The organism is Pseudomonas sp. GYB4201, assembly GCF_056312595.1.
This window is the reverse complement of record NZ_JBWGIG010000071.1, coordinates 1-17,037: the sequence shown is the minus strand read 5'-3', so window position 1 is coordinate 17,037 and position 17,037 is coordinate 1. Positions and strand designations below refer to the sequence as shown.

Genomic DNA, 17,037 nt, shown 5'->3' with positions numbered 1-17,037 from the left:
GGCCCTCCGCTGCGCTACGGGTCCCCTCCTTCCGGCGCCGCTCAACGGGCAGACGGCACCCGCTATAGAAGCCTGCGGGTTACCGTCTCTTCGGCCTGCGGCCTCGGCCCTTCGGGCAGCCCGTTGATCGACGCCTCCAGTCGGCCCGGGCGCTTTACGGGGCATACAATCAAGGTCAAGAGCCAGATCAACAGCAGATCAAAAGCCAGATCAACTGCAGATCAACTGCAGATCACAAGCAAAGGCGAGGTGGGTGGGTGCAGGCGGTTAGCCTTCACCCAGTTCTTTAGCGGACATGCAACTTGCACGCGGTTTTTGCTGCGAGCATGCAGAATGCACGAACAGCAAAAACGAGTCGTTTTTTAAGTTGTTGATTTTAAAGGATTTTATTTAATCGTCAGGTTGGCACACGCCCTGCAACGGTATAGCTAACCCTGCAGCCAGGCATGCCTTGGCGCAGACTTCTCGAAAAACAGGAGTGACTCGTATGAAAAAGTTCGCTATTGCTGCCGCTACTGCCACCGCCCTGACCCTGGCCATGGGTAACTTCGCGTATGCCGCCACTGCGAGTGAAACCGCAGCCAAGACCGAACAAGCCGGTTCCGACACCTGGATCACCACCAAGGTGAAGGCCAACCTGCTGACCGAGAAAGGCATTCCTGGTAGCGACATCACCGTCGAGACCAACCAAGGCGTGGTAACCCTGGCTTCGAAGGCAGGCACTACCCTGACCTCGGCACAGAAAACCACCGCGGTAAACATTGCCAAGCACACCAAGCACGTCAAGTCCGTGTCGGCTGACGCGCTGGAAACCCAATAATCGATTCATGCGACGGGCACACGGACTGTGCCCACTCAAAGCCCCGGCCGTGTGCCGGGGCTTTTTTTTGTGGGTCAGGTCAATCCGCTTCCAGGTGCAGGTTGGTGACCACGGTGCCGTCTTTCTGGGCGTCGCTGATGATGGTGTCGATCAGGAACACCTTTTCGTCCGGCAACTGGCCCTTGTCCACCAGGAAGGCCTTGATGGCCGCCGAACGAGCCTGGCCCAGGGTGCGCAGCAGCTGCTCGTCCGTGCTCCAGGCCTTGATCACCGCGTCACGCAGGTTGGCATCGCGCTGTTTCTTCTCCAACTGATCCCACTCGGCAGGTGGCGCCTGATTGAGGCGGGTGCGGTAGATGGCCGGCAGCATGGGGGCTTTCTCGTCCTCGGGCACGATCAGCAGCGAGGCCTGGGCGGGCACCTTGTCGCCGCGCCGCTGGAGGATCTTGAAGTAGGTGGTCTGGTATTCACGCTCCAGGCGCTGCTGGGCCACCAGCGGGCCGTCGCTGCTGGCTGCCGCGCCGCCTTCCACTTCCAGGTGTAGGCCGGGGCGGGCCTTCATGCCGGCCGCCAGCTTCAGCAGGTTGTCCTGGGCGCTGGGGGTCAGGTCACTGGCGCCGGGGGCAAAGGCGATGCTGCTGAGGTCTGCGGAATCGCCACCGCTCACCAGGCCGCCCAGCAACTTGAAGGGCGCGGCCACGGCCTTGACCACCAGGTTGCGCAGGGTCTGCCACACGATAGGCATCACGCTGAACTGCGGGTTGTTGAGGTCGCCGGTGATCGGCAGCTCGATGTTGATCTGGCCGTTGACGTCCTTGAGCAGGGCCACCGCCAGCTTCACCGGCAGGCTTACGGCGTCGGGGCTGTCGACTTTCTCGCCCAGCTCCAGCTGGTCCACCAGCACTTTGTTCTCGGCCTTGAGCTGGCCCTTGGTGATCACGTAGTGCAGCTGCAGGTTCATCCGCCCCTTGCGGATGCGGTAGCCCGCGAATTTACCGGAGTAGGGCGTCAGCGTGGTCAGTTCCAGGCGGTTGAAGCGCGTGTCGATGTCCAGGCTGGCCATGGGGTCGAACGGCGTCAGCGCGCCGCTGATGGTCACCGGCGCGTAGCGGTCGACCTTGCCCTTGATGTCCACCTTGGCCGGCTTCTGCTGCTGGCTGTCGATGGTGCCAATGGTGCCGGTGAGGTTCTGGATGTTGGTGGCGAAGTTGGGCGTCAGGCTGAAGTCACCGAAGTACGCCGAGCCGTCATTGATGGCGATGCCACCGATGTGAATGGCCAGTGGCTTGCTGGCGACCGCAGGCTTGGCGTCGGCCTGGGCCTTGGGGTTCTCGGCCTGGGGTATCAGCAGGTCCTTGATGCTGGTGGTGCGGTCTTCGTTGATCATGAAGCGTGCGTACGGCTGCATCAGGGTGACCTTGTCGATGGTCAGGCTGTTGCCGTGCTCGTAGTCCAGGCCGTCGAGCTGCAGCTGTTCCCATTTGACGAAGTCGCGGTTTTTCACCGTGTCCAGGGTGTGCAGCTGGTCTACCTGGGCGCGGCCGGTGACGCTCAGGGTCAGCGGGTCGATGTTCTTGAGGTTCACCGCCAGGTCGCTGCCGAGCATGCCGCTGCGCAGTTCCAGGCGAATGAACGGGCTGATGTAGGCCTGGGCCACGCGCAGGTCGATGTCCTGGGTCTTGACCTTGAGGTTGGCGGTGACCGGCGCCAGGTTGACCTCGCCGGCGGCGCTGAGCTTGCCCTGCTTGCCCAGGCCGGTGTCGAGCTTGAGGGTGAAGGGCGATTTGTTCAGGCTGTCGAAGTTCTGCACGTCGACGTTCAGCGGGCCCAGCTCCAGCGCTACCGGTTCCTTCTGCAGGCGGTCGGCCAGGTGCACCTGGTAGTCGCGCAGCTGCACGTCCTTGAGTAGAACTTGCCAAGGCTTGCTCGGCGCGCCAGGCACCGGCTTGGCCTCGGGCTTGGCGTCGGCGGTGGCCGGCGCGGTTTTTTCCTGGGGCGGCGCGGCGGTTTTCTGGCTGGCGAACAGCTTCTGCCAATCCAACTGGCCATCGGCCTCGCGGGCCGCCCAGGTTTCCAGCTTGCTGCTGCGGAGCTTGCCGACAGTCACCAATTGCCTGGCCAGGTCCACCGAGGTGTCGCTGACGTCCAGGCGTTCGAGCTTGACCAGCGGGCGGCCGTCCGGGGCGTTGAGGGCGAAGGGCGCAATGCTGACCGAGGCGTTGGTGAGGTTGAGCTCGGTGTTTTTCGACAGGTCCAGCGAGTAATCGGTGCTGAGGTTGAGGATGCCGTCCTGCAAGGCCAGGGGCAGGGCGTCACGCACGTAGGGCCACCAGACCTTCATCTTGCCGTCGGTGACCTTCAGGCTGCCCTTGGAGGTGATCGGCACCAGGCTGATGCTGCCTTTCCAGTCGATCTGGCCACCGTCCGGGCCGGCGGCCACCAGGGTCATGTCGGCGTTGTCCTCAGGCAGGGTGCTGAGGTTCTTCAGCTCCAGGTTCATGGAGTTGTAGAGGAACTCGATGGGCTCGCTGGGGCGCACGTCCTTGAAATGCAGGTAGCCTTCGCTGAGCTTGATGCTGCCCACCCGCACCGGGAAGGGTTTGCTCGGCGGCTGGTCAGGCTTGGCCGGCTCGCTGGGCGGCAGCTTGAACAGCTGCGCCAGGTTCAGGCTGCCGTCCTTGTTGAACAGCAGCTCGGTGCGCGGCTTGTCCAGCTCGATAGCGTCCAGGTGCAGGGCCCGGGTCCACAGGCTGTCCACCTGCAGGTTCAGGTACAGGCGCTCGAAGCCGACCTGCTCGATGCCCGGCTCGCCGATGTGCAGCCCCCACAGCGTCAGCTCCAGGCTGAAGGGGTTGAACTCCAGGCGCTCCAGGTGCGCCGGCACGCTGGAATACTTGGCCAGCTGGGAATTGGCCACCCGCAGCCCGATGCCCGGCAGAATCAGGAAGCCCAGCAGGCTGTAAAGCGCGAGCGCGGTCAGTACGGCGCCGATGGCGCGTATCAATCCTTTGGGCATGGGGGGGCATCTACGTCTCGGAATAGGAGTGCTTGGAGTATGGCACGCCTATCTGGTTCCGAAGAGGTGTCCGCTTTATGTGTAGGATTTTTCTGGAAACTTACAGTTGCAGCACCAGGGTCTTCAGCGGCGGCTGGCCGTCCATGGACGGGAAGTCACTGGCCGGGGTGATCACCTGCCAGTCACGCACCGGCCGGCCGGCTTTCTCGGCGCAGCGCAGCACCTGGTCGCGCCAGTCGTCGAAGGCCACCTTCGCCAGGTTGTTGCAGCAGATCAGCACGCCGTCGTCGGCTGTGGTCAGCAGCGCTGGCTTGAGCAGGCTCTGGTAGTCGCGCAGCAGGTCCACGGTGCCGAAGGCGCTCTTGGCCCAGGCCGGCGGGTCGAGGAACACCAGGTCGTACTGGCGTTGTTCCATGCGCGGGTAGCTGGGCAGCTTCTGGCCGCGGCGCTGGCTGATGGGCAGGCCGGCCAGCTGGCGGATGGCCGGGAAGTAGTCCGACTGCACGAAGGTCATGGGCAGCAGCGTCGGGTTCAGGGCGCCGTTTTCCTTGCCCACGGCCAGGTTGCCTTCGGCGAAGTCCAGGTTGCACACCTCGCGGGCGCCACCGGCCGCGGCGGCCAGGCCGACGCCACAGGTGTAGGCGAACAGGTTGAGCACGCTCTTGCCCTGGCTGTTGGCTTTCACCCAGCCACGGGCATTGCGCAGGTCCAGGAACAGCAGCGGGTCTTGCCCGGCATGGCGCCCGCGCACGCGGTAGTCCAGGCCCCATTCGTGGCCCACCAGGTCGGCCAGCGCCGCTTCGTCGGCCTGGTACACGCTGTCCTGGCGGTCGATGCGCGAGTTGCCCTTGGAGCGGTCGTTGTAGACCAGCAGCAGCTCCTGGCCCAGCTCGGCGTTGATGGCGGCGTGGATGGCCAGCAGGTCGTCGCGCTCAAGGCTGGTGTGGAAGCTTTGCACCATCAGCTGCGGGCCGTAGCGGTCCACGGTGAGGCCGCCGGCGCCTTCCTGGCTGCCGTGGAACAACCGGTAGCAATCGGTGCCCTGGGCGTGCAGTTGCGCGAGGAGGTCTTTGCGGGAGTCGAGAGCGGCGCGCAGCGCCTTGTTCACGGTGGACATGCGCTGTACGCCTGGAAAAAAGAGGCGCGTAGTTTAACAGGAGAACACCCGCCTCAGGCGATGCCCATGCGCCGCCGGGCGCGGTGGGCAGAGCCGTCGCGCACGGCCCAGCGCAGCACCGGCGCGGTGCTGTTGATGCCCGTGCGTACCAGCCGGCGCTTGAAGTCGCTTTGTGGCAGTTCGAGCATCGCGCTGGCCCAATCGGGCAGCAGGTCGACCCCGGCCTGCATCATCAGCGCGCCGAACGGCTTGGCCAGGCGGCTGGGCGCGGGCGCGTTCATCAGCAGGCGGATGACCTCGCGGCTGCGGTGGTCGCACACCAGTTGTGGGCGAATGCCCTCCAGGTACTCGGCTATCTCCTGCCGCGAGGCAGGCACGTGGCGTGCGCCCAGGCGTTCGGCCACCAGGGCGATCTCGGCGTAGTAGCGGTCCTGGTCGGCGGCCGGCAGGTGCGGGTTGCGGTAACGCAGGTGCGCGGCGAGGAAATGGCTGACCTCGGCCACGTGCACCCAGGTCAGCAGGTCCGGATCGCTGGCGGCGTAGGCGCGGCCGTCCTCGGCGTGGCCCACCACCTGCAGGTGGATGGTGCGCACCTTGTCGATCAGCCAGTCGGCATCGCGGGTGGCACCGAAGGTGGTGCCAGAGATGAACTGGCCGGTGCGGCGCAGGCGCCCGAGCATGTCGGTGCGGAAATTGGAGTGGTCCCACACCCCGGCCAGCGCCAGTGGGTGCAGCGCCTGCAGCATCAGCGCGCTGATGCCGCCCACCAGCATGCTGGTGAAGTCGCCATGCACCTGCCAGCACACCGCCTGGGGGCCGAACAGGCCGGGGTCACCCTTGGGGTTTTCCAGGTCCAGCCGGCCGAGGGACAGGCCGGTCAGGCTCAGCACTTGTTGCTCGATACGACGACGAATGAATTCCATGAATAATCTGGGTCAGGACGCGGCCTGCGGCCGCTGCTACGGGGGATATGCGGGGCTGGAAAGAAAATCCCCTCCGGAGAGGGGATTTTTTCGTCAACCGCGGTGGCGGCCGCGGAAGTAGTTGATCAGGCCCTGGGTGGAGGCGTCCTCGGCAGGCTCTTCGATGCCGCCGGTGAGGCGCTGGTACACGCCCTTGCCCAGTTCCTTGCCCAGCTCCACGCCCCATTGGTCGAAGGCGTTGATCCCCCACAGCACGCTCTGCACGAACACCTTGTGCTCGTACATGGCGACCAGGGCGCCCAGGCGGCGCGGGCTGATGCGTTCCACCACCAGGGTGTTGCTCGGGCGGTTGCCCGGGATCACCTTGTGCGGCGCCAGCTTCTGGATCTGCTCTTCGGGCATGCCCTTGTCGCGCAGCTCGGCTTCAGCCTCGGCGCGGGTCTTGCCCAGCATCAGCGCCTGGCTCTGCGACAGGCAGTTGGCGAACAGCCACTGATGGTGGTCGGCCACCGGGTTGAAGCTCACCACCGGCACGATGAAGTCGGCGGGGATCAGCTGGGTGCCCTGGTGCAGCAGCTGGTGGTAGGCGTGCTGGCCGTTGCAACCCACGCCGCCCCAGATGACCGGGCCGGTGTCGGTGGTGACGGGGCTGCCGTCCTGGCGCACGCTCTTGCCGTTGGACTCCATGTCCAGCTGTTGCAGGTGCTTGGTGATGTTGCGCAGGTAGTGGTCGTACGGCAGGATCGCGTGGGCCTGCGAGCCCCAGAAGTTGCCGTACCACACGCCCAGCAGGGCCAGCAGCACCGGCATGTTCTGTTCGAACGGCGCGGTCTGGAAGTGCTGGTCCATGGTGTAGGCGCCGGACAGCAGTTCCTTGAAGTTGGCGGTGCCGATGGCCAGGGCAATCGGCAGGCCGATGGCCGACCACAGCGAGTAGCGGCCGCCTACCCAGTCCCACATCGGGAAGATGTTCTCTTCACGGATGCCGAAGGCCACGGCCGCGGCGTTGTTGCTGGACACGGCGATGAAGTGGCGGTGCAGTTCGGCTTCCGAACCGCCCTGGGCCAGGTACCAGGCGCGGGCGGCCTGGGCGTTCTTCAGGGTTTCCAGGGTGCTGAACGACTTCGACGAGACGATGAACAGGGTGGTCTCGGCGCGCAGCTTGGTGGCCAGTTCGTGGAACTCGCTGCCGTCGATGTTTGCCAGGTAGTGGCAGCGCACGCCTTTCTGGGCGTACGGCAGCAGGGCTTCGGAGACCAGCTCCGGGCCCAGGAACGAGCCGCCGATGCCGATGTTCACAACGTCGGTGATCGGCTTCTCGGTGTAGCCGCGCCACAGGCCGTCGTGGATGCGGGTGACCAGCTCGGTGATCTGGTTCAGCACCTTATGCACTTCGGGCATGATGTTGGTGCCGTTGACGTTGAGCTTGTCGCCCACCGGGCGGCGCAGGGCGGTGTGCAGCGCCGGGCGGCCTTCGGAGGCGTTCAGCAGCTCGCCGGCGAACATCGACTTGATGGCGCCCTGCAGGTCCACTTCACCGGCCAGCTTGACCAGCAGGTCGCGGGTCTCGGTGGTGATCAGGTTTTTCGAGTAGTCGAGGAACAGCCCGCAACCACTCAGGGAAAATTGGTGAAAACGCTGCGGATCGGCCGCGAAGGCTTCGCGCATGCTGAAATCCTGCATGGCCTGGCGGTGCTGGGTAAGTGCCTGCCAGGCGGGCAGAGCGGTAACGTCGTGGGGGGTACGGTAATACGCCATCGCTGCGGGTTTCCTTGTACTTAGAACAGCCTTTGGACAATGTAACGTCCGGCACGGTTGCGTGAATCTTTTATCAGGCCTGTCGGACAATGCCACAGTAAAGACCAATGGCGATACTGTCTGCGCGTTGTCCGACCTATGCCTTGTACTTTTTCACATCGCGCCCAGGGTCAGGCGTGCGCGTCGAGGTTCAGGTGCAGGTTGTCGATCAGCCGCGTGCTGCCGATGTAGGCGGCGGCGATGATCACCACGTCACGGTCCTCGGCGGTGGCCGGGCGCAGGTTGATGCCGTGGCGAATCTCGAAATAGTCGGTCTTGAAGCCGGCGGCGGTGATCTGCGTGCGGGCCTCATCCAGCAGGCGGCCGTAGTCGCGCTCGCCGGCCTCGATGGCCTTGGCCACCTGTTGCATGGCGCGGTACAGCGCGGGGGCGGCGGCGCGCTGCTCGGTGGTCAGGTAGCCGTTGCGCGACGACAGCGCCAGGCCGTCCTCGGCGCGCACGGTAGGCTCGCCGATGATCTGGATGGGCATGTTCAGGTCACGCACCAGCGCGCGGATCACCGCCAGCTGCTGGTAGTCCTTCTGGCCAAAAACGGCCAGGTCCGGCTGGACCATGTTGAACAGCTTGCTGACCACGGTGGCCACGCCTTCGAAATGCCCCGGGCGGCTGGCGCCACACAGGCCTTCGGACAGGTGCGGGACGCTGACACGGGTCTGCACGCCCATGCCGTCGGGGTACATCTCTTCAACGGTGGGGGCGAACAGCAGGTGGCAGCCGGCCTGCACCAGCTTTTCCTGGTCGGCGGCGAGGGTGCGCGGGTACTTGTCCAGGTCTTCGGCAGGGCCGAACTGCAGCGGGTTGACGAAGATGCTCGCCACCACGAAGTCCACGCGCTGGGCCGCCTTGGTCACCAGGGCGGCGTGGCCGCTGTGCAGGTTGCCCATGGTGGGCACGAAGCCGATGCGCTTGCCTTCGCTACGGGCGCGGGCCACGGCGGCGCGCAGTTCTTTGACGGTTTTTACGGTGTTCATGCATTAAATCCGTGTTCGGTACCCGGGAAGCTGACTTCCTTGACGGCGGTGACGTAGGCGCCCAGGGCGCTCTGGATGTCTGGCTGGCCGGCCATGAAGTTCTTCACGAACTTGGGCACGCGGCCGGTCAGCGACAGGCCCAGCATGTCGTGCAGCACCAGCACCTGGCCGTCCACGGCGCTACCGGCGCCAATGCCGATGACCGGCACCTTCACCGCCTGGGTGATCTCGGCGGCCAGCTCGCTGGGCACGCATTCAAGCAGGATCATCGCCGCGCCGGCCTGTTCCAGGGCAATGGCGTCGGCGCGCATCTGCCGCGCCTGGGCTTCGTTGCGGCCTTGCACTTTATAGCCGCCCAGCACGTTGACCGTCTGCGGCGTCAGGCCCATGTGCGCGCACACCGGCACGCCGCGTTCGGCCAGCAGGCGGATGGACTCCGCCAGCCAGGCAGCGCCTTCCACCTTGACCATGTGGGCGCCGGCCTGCATCAGCTGGGCGCTGTTGGCGAAGGTCTGCTCCAGGGTGGCGCAGGCCATGAACGGCAGGTCGGCCAGGATCAGCGCGCCCTCGTTGCCGCGCTTGACGCTGGCCACGTGGTAGGCCATCTCGGCGTTGGTGACCGGCAGGGTGCTGTCGTGGCCCTGCAGGACCATGCCCAGGGAGTCGCCGACCAGCAGGATTTCCACGCCCGCCTGGCAGGCTGCCTGGGCGAAGGTCGCGTCATAGCAGGTCAGCATGGCGATTTTCTCACCCTTGAGCTTGAGGCTCTGCAGGGTGGTCAGGGTGATTTCAGGCATCAAAGGGGTCCTCTTTCAGGCGCCGTGAATACTGCTAACAGTAAGCGGATCAAACACAACATCATCTGCCGTGATGTTTGGGAAACGACCGTCAACCGGCCGTTCCGCGCCGTTTTGCTGCGTTAGTGAGCAACGGGATGCCTATAGTCGTGAGGAGGGGGCGGGAAGTCAATTGGATGTGTTACGGGTGTGTTACTGGGTGGGGGGATTGTGTGTTACCGGGACGGCAGCGGCTACGGGGTCAGGCGTTCGAGGCCTTCGAACGGGCAAGCAGCCAATAGATCGGCCAAATGCCGTCCATCCGCCAGGCGCAGGTCGCCCGGCGCCAGCTCGGCCAGCGGGTACAGCACGAACGCCCGCGCCTGCATGTGGTAATGCGGCACCTTCAAGCGCGGCTCGTCGATGACCCGGTCGCCGAACAACAGCACATCCAGGTCCAGGGTCCGCGGGCCCCAGCGCTCGGCGCGCACGCGGCCCTGGTCGTTCTCGATGGCCTGCAGGGCGTCCAGCAGCGCCAAGGGCGCCAGCGAGGTCTCCAGGCGCGCCACCGCGTTGGTATAACGCGGCTGGCCGGGCGACAGCGACTCGCTGCTGTACAGCGCCGACACCACCAGGCCCTGGCTCGACGGCAACTGCCCCAGGGCCTCGATGGCCTGGCGCAGTTGCTCGGCGGGCTCGGCCAGGTTGCTGCCCAGGCCGATGTACACGACTTCCATCGGCTTACTCGCCCGAATCCGCCGCCGCGCCACGCTTGCGCTTGGCGCCAGTGCGCTTGCGCTTGCGTGGGCCGGCGCCGGTTTCGTCCTTGCTGCCCAGGTCGCGGATCATGTCGCGGCGTTCGCTGTCATTGGCGTCCTGGTAGTCGGTCCACCAGTCGCCCAGGCCATCGGTCTGCTCGCCGGCGTTTTCGCGCAGCAGCAGGAAGTCGTAGCCGGCGCGGAAGCGCGAGTTGTCCAGCAGCAGGTCGGCGCGTTTGCCGCTGCGGCGTGGCAGGCGCTCCTGCATGTCCCAGATCTCGCGGATCGGGATGGTGAAACGCTTGGGAATGGCGATGCGCTGGCACTGCTCGGCAATCAACTGATGCGCACCTTCCTGCATGGCCGGGATCGGCGGCATGCCACGTTCCTGCAGTTGCAGCACGCGGGCGGGCAGGGCAGGCCACAGCAGGGCGGCGAACAGGAAGGCCGGGGTCACCGGCTTGCCCTGCTTGACGCGCAGGTCGGTGTTCCTCAGCGCTTCGCTGATCAGCGTGTGCGTGTAGGTCGGCTGGTGCTCCAGCGCGTGGGCGCTGGCCGGGAACAGCGGGTCGAACAGCTGCAGGTCGACCAGCATCTCGAAGGTGTCCGAGGCGTGGCCCGAAAGGAACAGCTTCAGGCTTTCCTCGAACAGGCGCGCCGACGGGATCTCGCGCAACATGGGCGCCAGCTCGCGGATCGGCGCGGCGGTGTGCTTCTCGATGCCGAAGTCCAGCTTGGCGGCGAAACGCACGGCCCGCAGCATGCGCACCGGGTCTTCCTGGTAGCGCTGCACCGGGTCGCCGATCAGGCGGATCAGGTGGTTGCGGATGTCGTGTACGCCGTTGGCGTAATCGAGGATGCGCTCGCTCACCGGGTCGTAGTACAGGGCGTTGATGGTGAAATCGCGGCGCTGGGCGTCCTCTTCGAGGGTGCCGTAGACGTTGTCGCGCAGGATGCGACCACTTTCGTTACGCGACGACTGGTTGCTGTCTTCCTCTTCTTCATCCTGGGGATGATTGGCGCGGAAGGTAGCGACCTCGATGATCTCGCGACCGAAATGGATATGCACCAGCTTGAACCGACGGCCAATCACCCGGGCGTTGCGGAACTCCGCACGCACTTGCTCGGGGGTGGCACTGGTGGCGACGTCGAAGTCCTTGGGGGTGATGTTGAGCAGCATGTCACGCACGCAACCGCCCACCAGATAGGCCTGATAGCCAGCGTTTTGCAGGCGTTCGACGATGCTCACCGCGTGGCGGCTGAACTGGTTGCGCTGCAGCGAGTGTTGCCCGCTATTGAGCACTTCGGGCGTGGTCCGCAGGTGTTGCGGGCGACGCACGGGGGGACGGATAGACTGGAACAGCTTCTTCAGCATGGGATGCACTGTTTGAAGGAATGTTCGGCCATGAATGGAGAATGACCGCATGATGGGCGGGGATTCTAGCATTTAGTCGGGGGATGGTGTAGGACACTGCGCAACGAGGGGGACGAAACGTGGAAACTACAAGGGGAGCCGAAGCTCCCCAAGGAATGTAGTTGCGTGCTCTTCTTGTTTTTTTGATCGGGCTTCTTGTTTTTGTTAACGCCCTACCCACGTGGTCTTCGCCAGTGAGTGGCTCCCTAACCGGGAGCAAGAGCAAACGGATTGCTTTGGTCGCTGAGTTGCTTTCATCCCATGCCGTTCTGCTTTTCAGTGCAGTTTTTATTGGTCTTTGCCTGGGTGTGGGGCGGGCCCCAATTACAACGCCTCTCCAAAAGAATCAGTTAGCTGCGCCTCCGCCGTGTTGTTCTTGTTATGCGTGAGCCGTTTCATCTTGTTTTTATTAGAGTGTGTCATTGCTTATTGTTGTTCTTGTACCAAATACATAGCAGGTGCCGTGCCAACTTTTGAAAACCCTTGTAAATCAAGGCTTTCGGCTGTTTGGTGGCCATCAGCCAGCGCCTGAAACGGACAAAATTCGTTACCGTATGCCCCGGCATCTGTTACGCCGGCAAGGTGGGGGTAACAGTTTGTCACTCCCCCCTTTTGTTACCCCGTGACACCGCGTAATTAGCTGAAACGTATCAGCTTTCGCTGGCCACGCCCGACTTGCGCCGTGGAATACCCAGGCGCTGGCGGCGCTCCCACAGGCACTTGCGGCTGACGCCCAGCTTGCGTGCCAGCTCGGTCTCGGTCATGTGGTCCTGGTGCTCGAGCACGAAGTGCTGGAAATAGTCTTCCAGCGACAGGTCCTCGGTGGGTTCGTGGTTGCCGCCGCCGACGTTGCCCGCCGGTTGCGCGGCCATGGCGTCGAACGCCTCGTCGTCCAGGTCTTCCAGCTCGATGTCGATGCCCAGCAGCTCGGCGGAAATTTCCGCGCTCTCGCTGAGGATCACCGAACGCTCCACGGCATTTTCCAGCTCGCGCACGTTGCCGGGCCACGAGTAATGACGAATGGCCTGTTCGGCATCGGCGGCGAAACGCAGGTCGTTGCGGCCGATGCGCGCGCTCTGGCGGGCCAGGAACGCGTTGGCGATCTCGTTGACGTCGGCGCCGCGCTCGCGCAGGGCCGGCAGCTTCAGGGCGATCACGTGCAGGCGGTAGTACAAGTCTTCACGGAACTGGCCGACCTTGGCCAGGCTCTTGAGGTCGCGGTGGGTGGCGGCGATCAGGCGCACGTCCACCTTCTGCGATTGCACCGAGCCCACGCGGCGGATCTCGCCTTCTTGCAACACGCGCAGCAGGCGCGCCTGGGCCTCGAGCGGCAGTTCGCCGATCTCATCGAGGAACAGGGTACCGCCGTCCGCTGCTTCCACCAGGCCCGCACGGCCGGCGCTGGCGCCGGTGAACGCGCCCTTTTCGTGGCCGAACAGCTCGGACTCGATCAGGGTTTCCGGAATGGCGGCGCAGTTCACCGAGATCATCGGTGCCTTGGCGCGGCGCGACAGGTTGTGCAGGGCACGGGCCACCAGCTCCTTGCCGGTGCCCGACTCGCCCTGGATCAGTACGTTGGAGTCGGTGGGCGCCACCTTGCGGATCTTGCTGTACAGGTCCTGCATGGGCGGGCACGAGCCGATGATGCCGATCTCGCCATTGGCGTTCTCGGCACCGGCGGCGGCCTTGGCGTTGCCATTGCCGGCGCGTTCGGCCGGCGCGGCAGCCGGGGCTGGGGCGCTCTGGCGGTCACGCAGGATGCGCGCCACGGCCTGCAGCATCTCGTCGTGGTCGAAGGGCTTGGCGATGTAGTCCACCGCGCCCATTTTCATCGAGTCCACGGCCGAGCGCAGGCTGGCATAGCTGGTCATGATCAGCACCGGCTTGCCCTGGCCCAGCTTGATCAGCTCGGTGCCCGGGGCGCCAGGCAGGCGCAGGTCACTGACGATCAGGTCGAACGTGGGGATGGAGAAGCGCTCTTGTGCCTCTTGCACGGAGCCGGCTTCGCTGACCTGGTACTGATTCCGTTCAAGCAGGCGGCGCAGGGCAGAACGAATAATGGTTTCGTCTTCGACGATCAGAATATGCGGCATTGATTCAATTCTCTCGACGGTCTCAGTTCACGGCGGACGTCGCTTCGACATGACGCGGCAAGGTCACCCGGATTCGGGTGCCGCGCTGGCTCTGGGTATCAGCCGGGCTGTCGATGGTGATTTGTCCATAATGCTCTTCAACGATGGAATAGACCAGAGCAAGCCCCAGTCCGGTTCCCTCGCCAGGGTCCTTGGTGGTGAAGAACGGTTCGAACAAGCGGTCCATGATGTTCTTGGGAATGCCGCTGCCCTCGTCCTCGACGATCAGGTCCACGGTGTGCTCGCTGGCCTCGCTTTTCACCCGCACGGCGCTGCCGGCCTGGGAGGCATCGCGGGCGTTGGACAGCAGGTTGATCAGGACCTGGGCCAGGCGTTGCGGGTCGCCCTCCACCCAGTGGTCGGGGTCGCAGAGGTTGTAGAACTGCACTTCGAAATTGCGCCGGTTCAGGGCCAGCAGGCCGATGGCGTCCTGGGCCACTTCGGCCAGGTTCACCGGCTCGTCGCTGTGCTGGTGGCTGCCGGCGTGGGCGAAGCTCATCAGCGACTGCACGATGCGCGACACGCGCTTGGTCTGTTCGAGGATCTGGCTGCTGAGCTCGGTGATCTCGCCGTCTTCCTCGCGCTCTTCGCGCAGGTTCTGCGCCAGGCAGGCGATGCCGGTGATCGGGTTGCCGATCTCGTGGGCCACGCCAGCGGCCAGGCGGCCGATGCTGGCCAGGCGCTCGGAGTGCACCAGCTTGTCTTCCAGCAGTTGCGTGTCGGTGAGGTCTTCCACCAGCAGTACCAGGCCGCTGTTGCCCGGCGCCAGGGGCTCGTCGATCGCCGCCTTGTGCAGGTTCAGCCAGCGGATCTGGCCGTCCAGGGGCAGGCGCTGCTTGTGCAGGTGTTCGTCGGGCACGTTGATGAAGCCTTGCAGCAGGCCGCGCCACGGCTCGCCGATGGTCACCAGGCGCGAGCCCACCACGCGCTGCGCGGCGATGCCGGTCAGCTCTTCCATGGCCTTGTTCCACATCAGGATTTCCTGGTCCTTGGCCAGCGAGCAGACGCCCATGGGCAGTTCCTGAAGGGTCTGGCGGTGGTAGCGGCGCAGGGCGTCCAGCTCGGCGGCAAGGCCGGTGAGGCGCGAGTGGTAGTCTTCCAGGCGGCTCTCGATGAAGTGGATGTCTTCGGTGACGTAATTCTCGTTGCCGGACTTGTAGGGCAGGAAGGTCTCGACCATGTCCTGGGCCACGCTGGGGCCCATCAGGCCCGAGAGGTTGGCCTCGATGCGGTCGCGCAGGCGGCGCAGGGCATAGGGGCGGCGCTCGTCGAAGGGCAGGTAGAGGTCACGCAGGGCCTGTTCCACTTCCTTCTGCGCGGCCTTGGCGCCCAGCGGCTTGGCCAGCTGGGTGGCGAACTCCTGGGGGGAGGCGGCGTGCAGCTCACGGCGCTGGGGCCGGCGCACGTTGTCCACCGCGCAGGCTTCGGCGGCGCTGGCCTCTTCGGCGCTGGGGTTGCTGAACAGCGAGATCAGGGTGAACACCAGCACGTTGGCCGCCAGCGAGGCGATGGCCGCCATGTGCCAGCTGGTGTCGTCGAGCACGTAGATCATGTTCAGCAGCGGGATGTAGAAGCCCTGCAGGTTGCCGACCAGCGGCAGCAGCATGGTCACCATCCACACCAGGATGCCCGCCAGCAGGCCGGCGATGAAGCCGCGGCGGTTGGCGGCCGGCCAGTACAGCACCGACAGCACCCCCGGCAGGAACTGCAGGGTGGCGACGAAGGCGACGATGCCCAGGTTGGCCAGGTCCTGGGCGGTGCCCAGCAGCAGGTAGAAGGCGTAGCCGGCCATGATGATGGCGACGATCAGGCCGCGGCGCGTCCACTTCAGCCAGCGGTAGATGTTGCCCTCGGCCGGCGGCTGGTACAGCGGCAGCACCAGGTGGTTGAGGGCCATGCCCGACAGCGCCAGGGTGGTGACGATGATCAACCCGCTGGAGGCCGACAGCCCGCCCACGTAGGCCAGCAGCGCCAGGGCCTTGCTGTTGGCGGCGATGCCCACGCCCAGGGTGAAATATTCGGGGCTGGTGGTGGCGCCCAGGCGCAGGCCAGCCCACAGGATCAGCGGCACCGCCAGGCTCATCAGCAGCAGGAACAGCGGCAGGCCCCAGCTGGCGCTGACCAGCGAGCGCGGGTTGAGATTCTCGGTGAACGCCATGTGGTACATATGCGGCATGACGATGGCCGAGGCGAAGAACACCAGCAGCAGCGTGCGCCACGGGCCTTCCTGCAACGGCGTGTGCAGGGCGGCGAGGGCGGTCTGGTTCTGCAGCAGCCACAGCTCCAGCTCGTGGGGGCCGTTGAACACGCCGTACAGCGCGTACAGGCCGATGCCGCCCACCGCCACCAGCTTGATGATGGACTCGAAGGCAATGGCGAACACCAGGCCCTCGTGCTTCTCGCGCGTGGCGATGTGGCGTGAGCCGAAGAAGATGGTGAACAGCGTGATCAGCGCGCAGAACGCCAGGGCCACGCGGTTCTGCACCGGGTCGCGGGTCAGGATGCTGATGGAATCGGCCACCGCCTGTATCTGCAAGGCCAGCAACGGCAGCACGCCGATCAGCATGAAGATGGTGGTCAGGGCGCCGGCCCAGGTGCTGCGAAAGCGAAACGCGAACAGGTCGGCCAGGGAGGACAGCTGGTAGGTGCGGGTGATCTTCAGGATCGGGTACAGCAGCACCGGCGCCAGCAGGAACGCGCCGCTGACCCCCAGGTAGCAGGCCAGGAAACCGTAGCCGTACTGGTAGGCCAGGCCCACCGTGCCGTAGAACGCCCAGGCGCTGGCGTAGACGCCCAGCGACAGGGTATAGGTCAGCGGGTGGCGAATGATCGCGCGCGGGATCATCCCGCGCTCGCTGACCCAGGCCACGCCGAACAGCACCAGCAGGTAGGCGGCGCTGATCAGGATCATCTGGGTGAGGCTAAAGCTCATCGGCATCACGTTGGCTCTGGAGAATGAAAGTCACCACGATCAGGATCAGCCACAACAGGTAGGGCCGATACCAGGCGCCGGTCGGTTCTATCCACCAGTCCATGATCGCGGGGGAGAACAGGTAGATACCGACTACCAGCAGCAGGACCAATCGGTAGATGTACATGCCGGCCTCTCGAATGGAAGAACATCAAGTCCAGGGTGCTCGCCTTATTATTGTAGGTACGGGCAAAAAGGAGCGGGGATGGTAACGCAAGCGCGTCGTAGTGCAACTGGAAGTTCACTACACCCGTAGCAGCTGCCGAAGGCTGCGTCCGGCCGCAACGACGAAACCGCGTTGCCGCCGGACGCAGCCTTCGG

12 protein-coding genes are annotated in these 17,037 nt (G+C 64.9%); 1 reads left to right on the top strand and 11 read right to left on the bottom strand.

Going from position 1 to position 17,037, the window contains the following annotated elements; genetic code table 11:
* Nucleotides 1-487: 487 nt before the first annotated feature.
* Nucleotides 488-820, top strand: coding sequence for a BON domain-containing protein (locus AC0Z2B_RS31975; protein ID WP_416422411.1), 333 nt, complete (start codon nucleotides 488-490; stop codon nucleotides 818-820).
* 79 nt (nucleotides 821-899) lie between these two features.
* On the opposite strand, the gene AC0Z2B_RS31970 is transcribed toward AC0Z2B_RS31975, so the two are convergent.
* The 11 genes from AC0Z2B_RS31970 to AC0Z2B_RS31920 form a co-directional block, all read right to left on the bottom strand.
* Nucleotides 900-3,836, bottom strand: coding sequence for a DUF748 domain-containing protein (locus AC0Z2B_RS31970; protein WP_476302127.1), 2,937 nt, complete (start codon nucleotides 3,834-3,836; stop codon nucleotides 900-902).
* A gap of 100 nt (nucleotides 3,837-3,936) precedes the next feature.
* Entirely contained in the window at nucleotides 3,937-4,953 is a 1,017-nt protein-coding gene (locus tag AC0Z2B_RS31965) for a class I SAM-dependent rRNA methyltransferase (protein ID WP_416422413.1), read from the bottom strand.
* 53 nt (nucleotides 4,954-5,006) lie between these two features.
* Entirely contained in the window at nucleotides 5,007-5,876 is an 870-nt protein-coding gene (locus AC0Z2B_RS31960; protein WP_476302125.1) for an oxygenase MpaB family protein, read from the bottom strand.
* A 93-nt stretch (nucleotides 5,877-5,969) separates the two neighbouring features.
* Complete coding sequence (pgi, locus tag AC0Z2B_RS31955) at nucleotides 5,970-7,634, bottom strand: glucose-6-phosphate isomerase (protein ID WP_476302123.1); 1,665 nt, start codon at nucleotides 7,632-7,634, stop codon at nucleotides 5,970-5,972.
* 170 nt (nucleotides 7,635-7,804) lie between these two features.
* Nucleotides 7,805-8,665: a pantoate--beta-alanine ligase gene (gene panC / locus AC0Z2B_RS31950; RefSeq protein WP_476302121.1), complete on the bottom strand. Its 861-nt coding sequence runs from the start codon at nucleotides 8,663-8,665 to the stop codon at nucleotides 7,805-7,807.
* Nucleotides 8,662-9,462 carry a 3-methyl-2-oxobutanoate hydroxymethyltransferase gene (gene panB / locus AC0Z2B_RS31945; RefSeq protein ID WP_416422417.1) on the bottom strand — a complete coding sequence of 267 codons (801 nt, stop codon included), beginning with the start codon at nucleotides 9,460-9,462 and terminating at the stop codon, nucleotides 8,662-8,664. The genes panC and panB overlap by 4 nt, the downstream gene beginning before the upstream one ends.
* 233 nt (nucleotides 9,463-9,695) lie before the next feature.
* Nucleotides 9,696-10,178: a 2-amino-4-hydroxy-6-hydroxymethyldihydropteridine diphosphokinase gene (folK, locus tag AC0Z2B_RS31940; RefSeq protein WP_476302119.1), complete on the bottom strand. Its 483-nt coding sequence runs from the start codon at nucleotides 10,176-10,178 to the stop codon at nucleotides 9,696-9,698.
* A gap of 4 nt (nucleotides 10,179-10,182) precedes the next feature.
* Nucleotides 10,183-11,574, bottom strand: a complete 1,392-nt coding sequence (locus tag AC0Z2B_RS31935) for a polynucleotide adenylyltransferase PcnB (protein WP_476302117.1) — start codon at nucleotides 11,572-11,574, stop codon at nucleotides 10,183-10,185.
* Nucleotides 11,575-12,263: 689 nt separating this feature from the next.
* Nucleotides 12,264-13,706: a sigma-54-dependent transcriptional regulator gene (locus AC0Z2B_RS31930; protein ID WP_476302115.1), complete on the bottom strand. Its 1,443-nt coding sequence runs from the start codon at nucleotides 13,704-13,706 to the stop codon at nucleotides 12,264-12,266.
* Nucleotides 13,707-13,728: 22 nt separating this feature from the next.
* A complete protein-coding gene (locus AC0Z2B_RS31925; RefSeq protein WP_416422421.1) occupies nucleotides 13,729-16,683 on the bottom strand; it encodes a sensor histidine kinase in 2,955 nt (984 codons plus the stop codon).
* Nucleotides 16,667-16,843 carry a hypothetical protein gene (locus AC0Z2B_RS31920; protein ID WP_003250005.1) on the bottom strand — a complete coding sequence of 59 codons (177 nt, stop codon included), beginning with the start codon at nucleotides 16,841-16,843 and terminating at the stop codon, nucleotides 16,667-16,669. Before AC0Z2B_RS31920 ends, AC0Z2B_RS31925 begins: the two co-directional genes overlap by 17 nt.
* Nucleotides 16,844-17,037: the final 194 nt, after the last annotated feature.

Excerpts from the sequence above, each read along its gene's own strand:
- AC0Z2B_RS31975 (WP_416422411.1), top strand. The coding sequence starts at position 488 with ATGAAAAAGTTCGCTATTGCTGCCGCTACTGCCACCGCCCTGACCCTG.
- AC0Z2B_RS31970 (WP_476302127.1), bottom strand. The coding sequence starts at position 3,836 with ATGCCCAAAGGATTGATACGCGCCATCGGCGCCGTACTGACCGCGCTC.
- AC0Z2B_RS31965 (WP_416422413.1), bottom strand. The coding sequence starts at position 4,953 with ATGTCCACCGTGAACAAGGCGCTGCGCGCCGCTCTCGACTCCCGCAAA.
- AC0Z2B_RS31960 (WP_476302125.1), bottom strand. The coding sequence starts at position 5,876 with ATGGAATTCATTCGTCGTCGTATCGAGCAACAAGTGCTGAGCCTGACC.
- pgi (WP_476302123.1), bottom strand. The coding sequence starts at position 7,634 with ATGGCGTATTACCGTACCCCCCACGACGTTACCGCTCTGCCCGCCTGG.
- panC (WP_476302121.1), bottom strand. The coding sequence starts at position 8,665 with ATGAACACCGTAAAAACCGTCAAAGAACTGCGCGCCGCCGTGGCCCGC.
- panB (WP_416422417.1), bottom strand. The coding sequence starts at position 9,462 with ATGCCTGAAATCACCCTGACCACCCTGCAGAGCCTCAAGCTCAAGGGT.
- folK (WP_476302119.1), bottom strand. The coding sequence starts at position 10,178 with ATGGAAGTCGTGTACATCGGCCTGGGCAGCAACCTGGCCGAGCCCGCC.
- AC0Z2B_RS31935 (WP_476302117.1), bottom strand. The coding sequence starts at position 11,574 with ATGCTGAAGAAGCTGTTCCAGTCTATCCGTCCCCCCGTGCGTCGCCCG.
- AC0Z2B_RS31930 (WP_476302115.1), bottom strand. The coding sequence starts at position 13,706 with ATGCCGCATATTCTGATCGTCGAAGACGAAACCATTATTCGTTCTGCC.
- AC0Z2B_RS31925 (WP_416422421.1), bottom strand. The coding sequence starts at position 16,683 with ATGCCGATGAGCTTTAGCCTCACCCAGATGATCCTGATCAGCGCCGCC.
- AC0Z2B_RS31920 (WP_003250005.1), bottom strand. The coding sequence starts at position 16,843 with ATGTACATCTACCGATTGGTCCTGCTGCTGGTAGTCGGTATCTACCTG.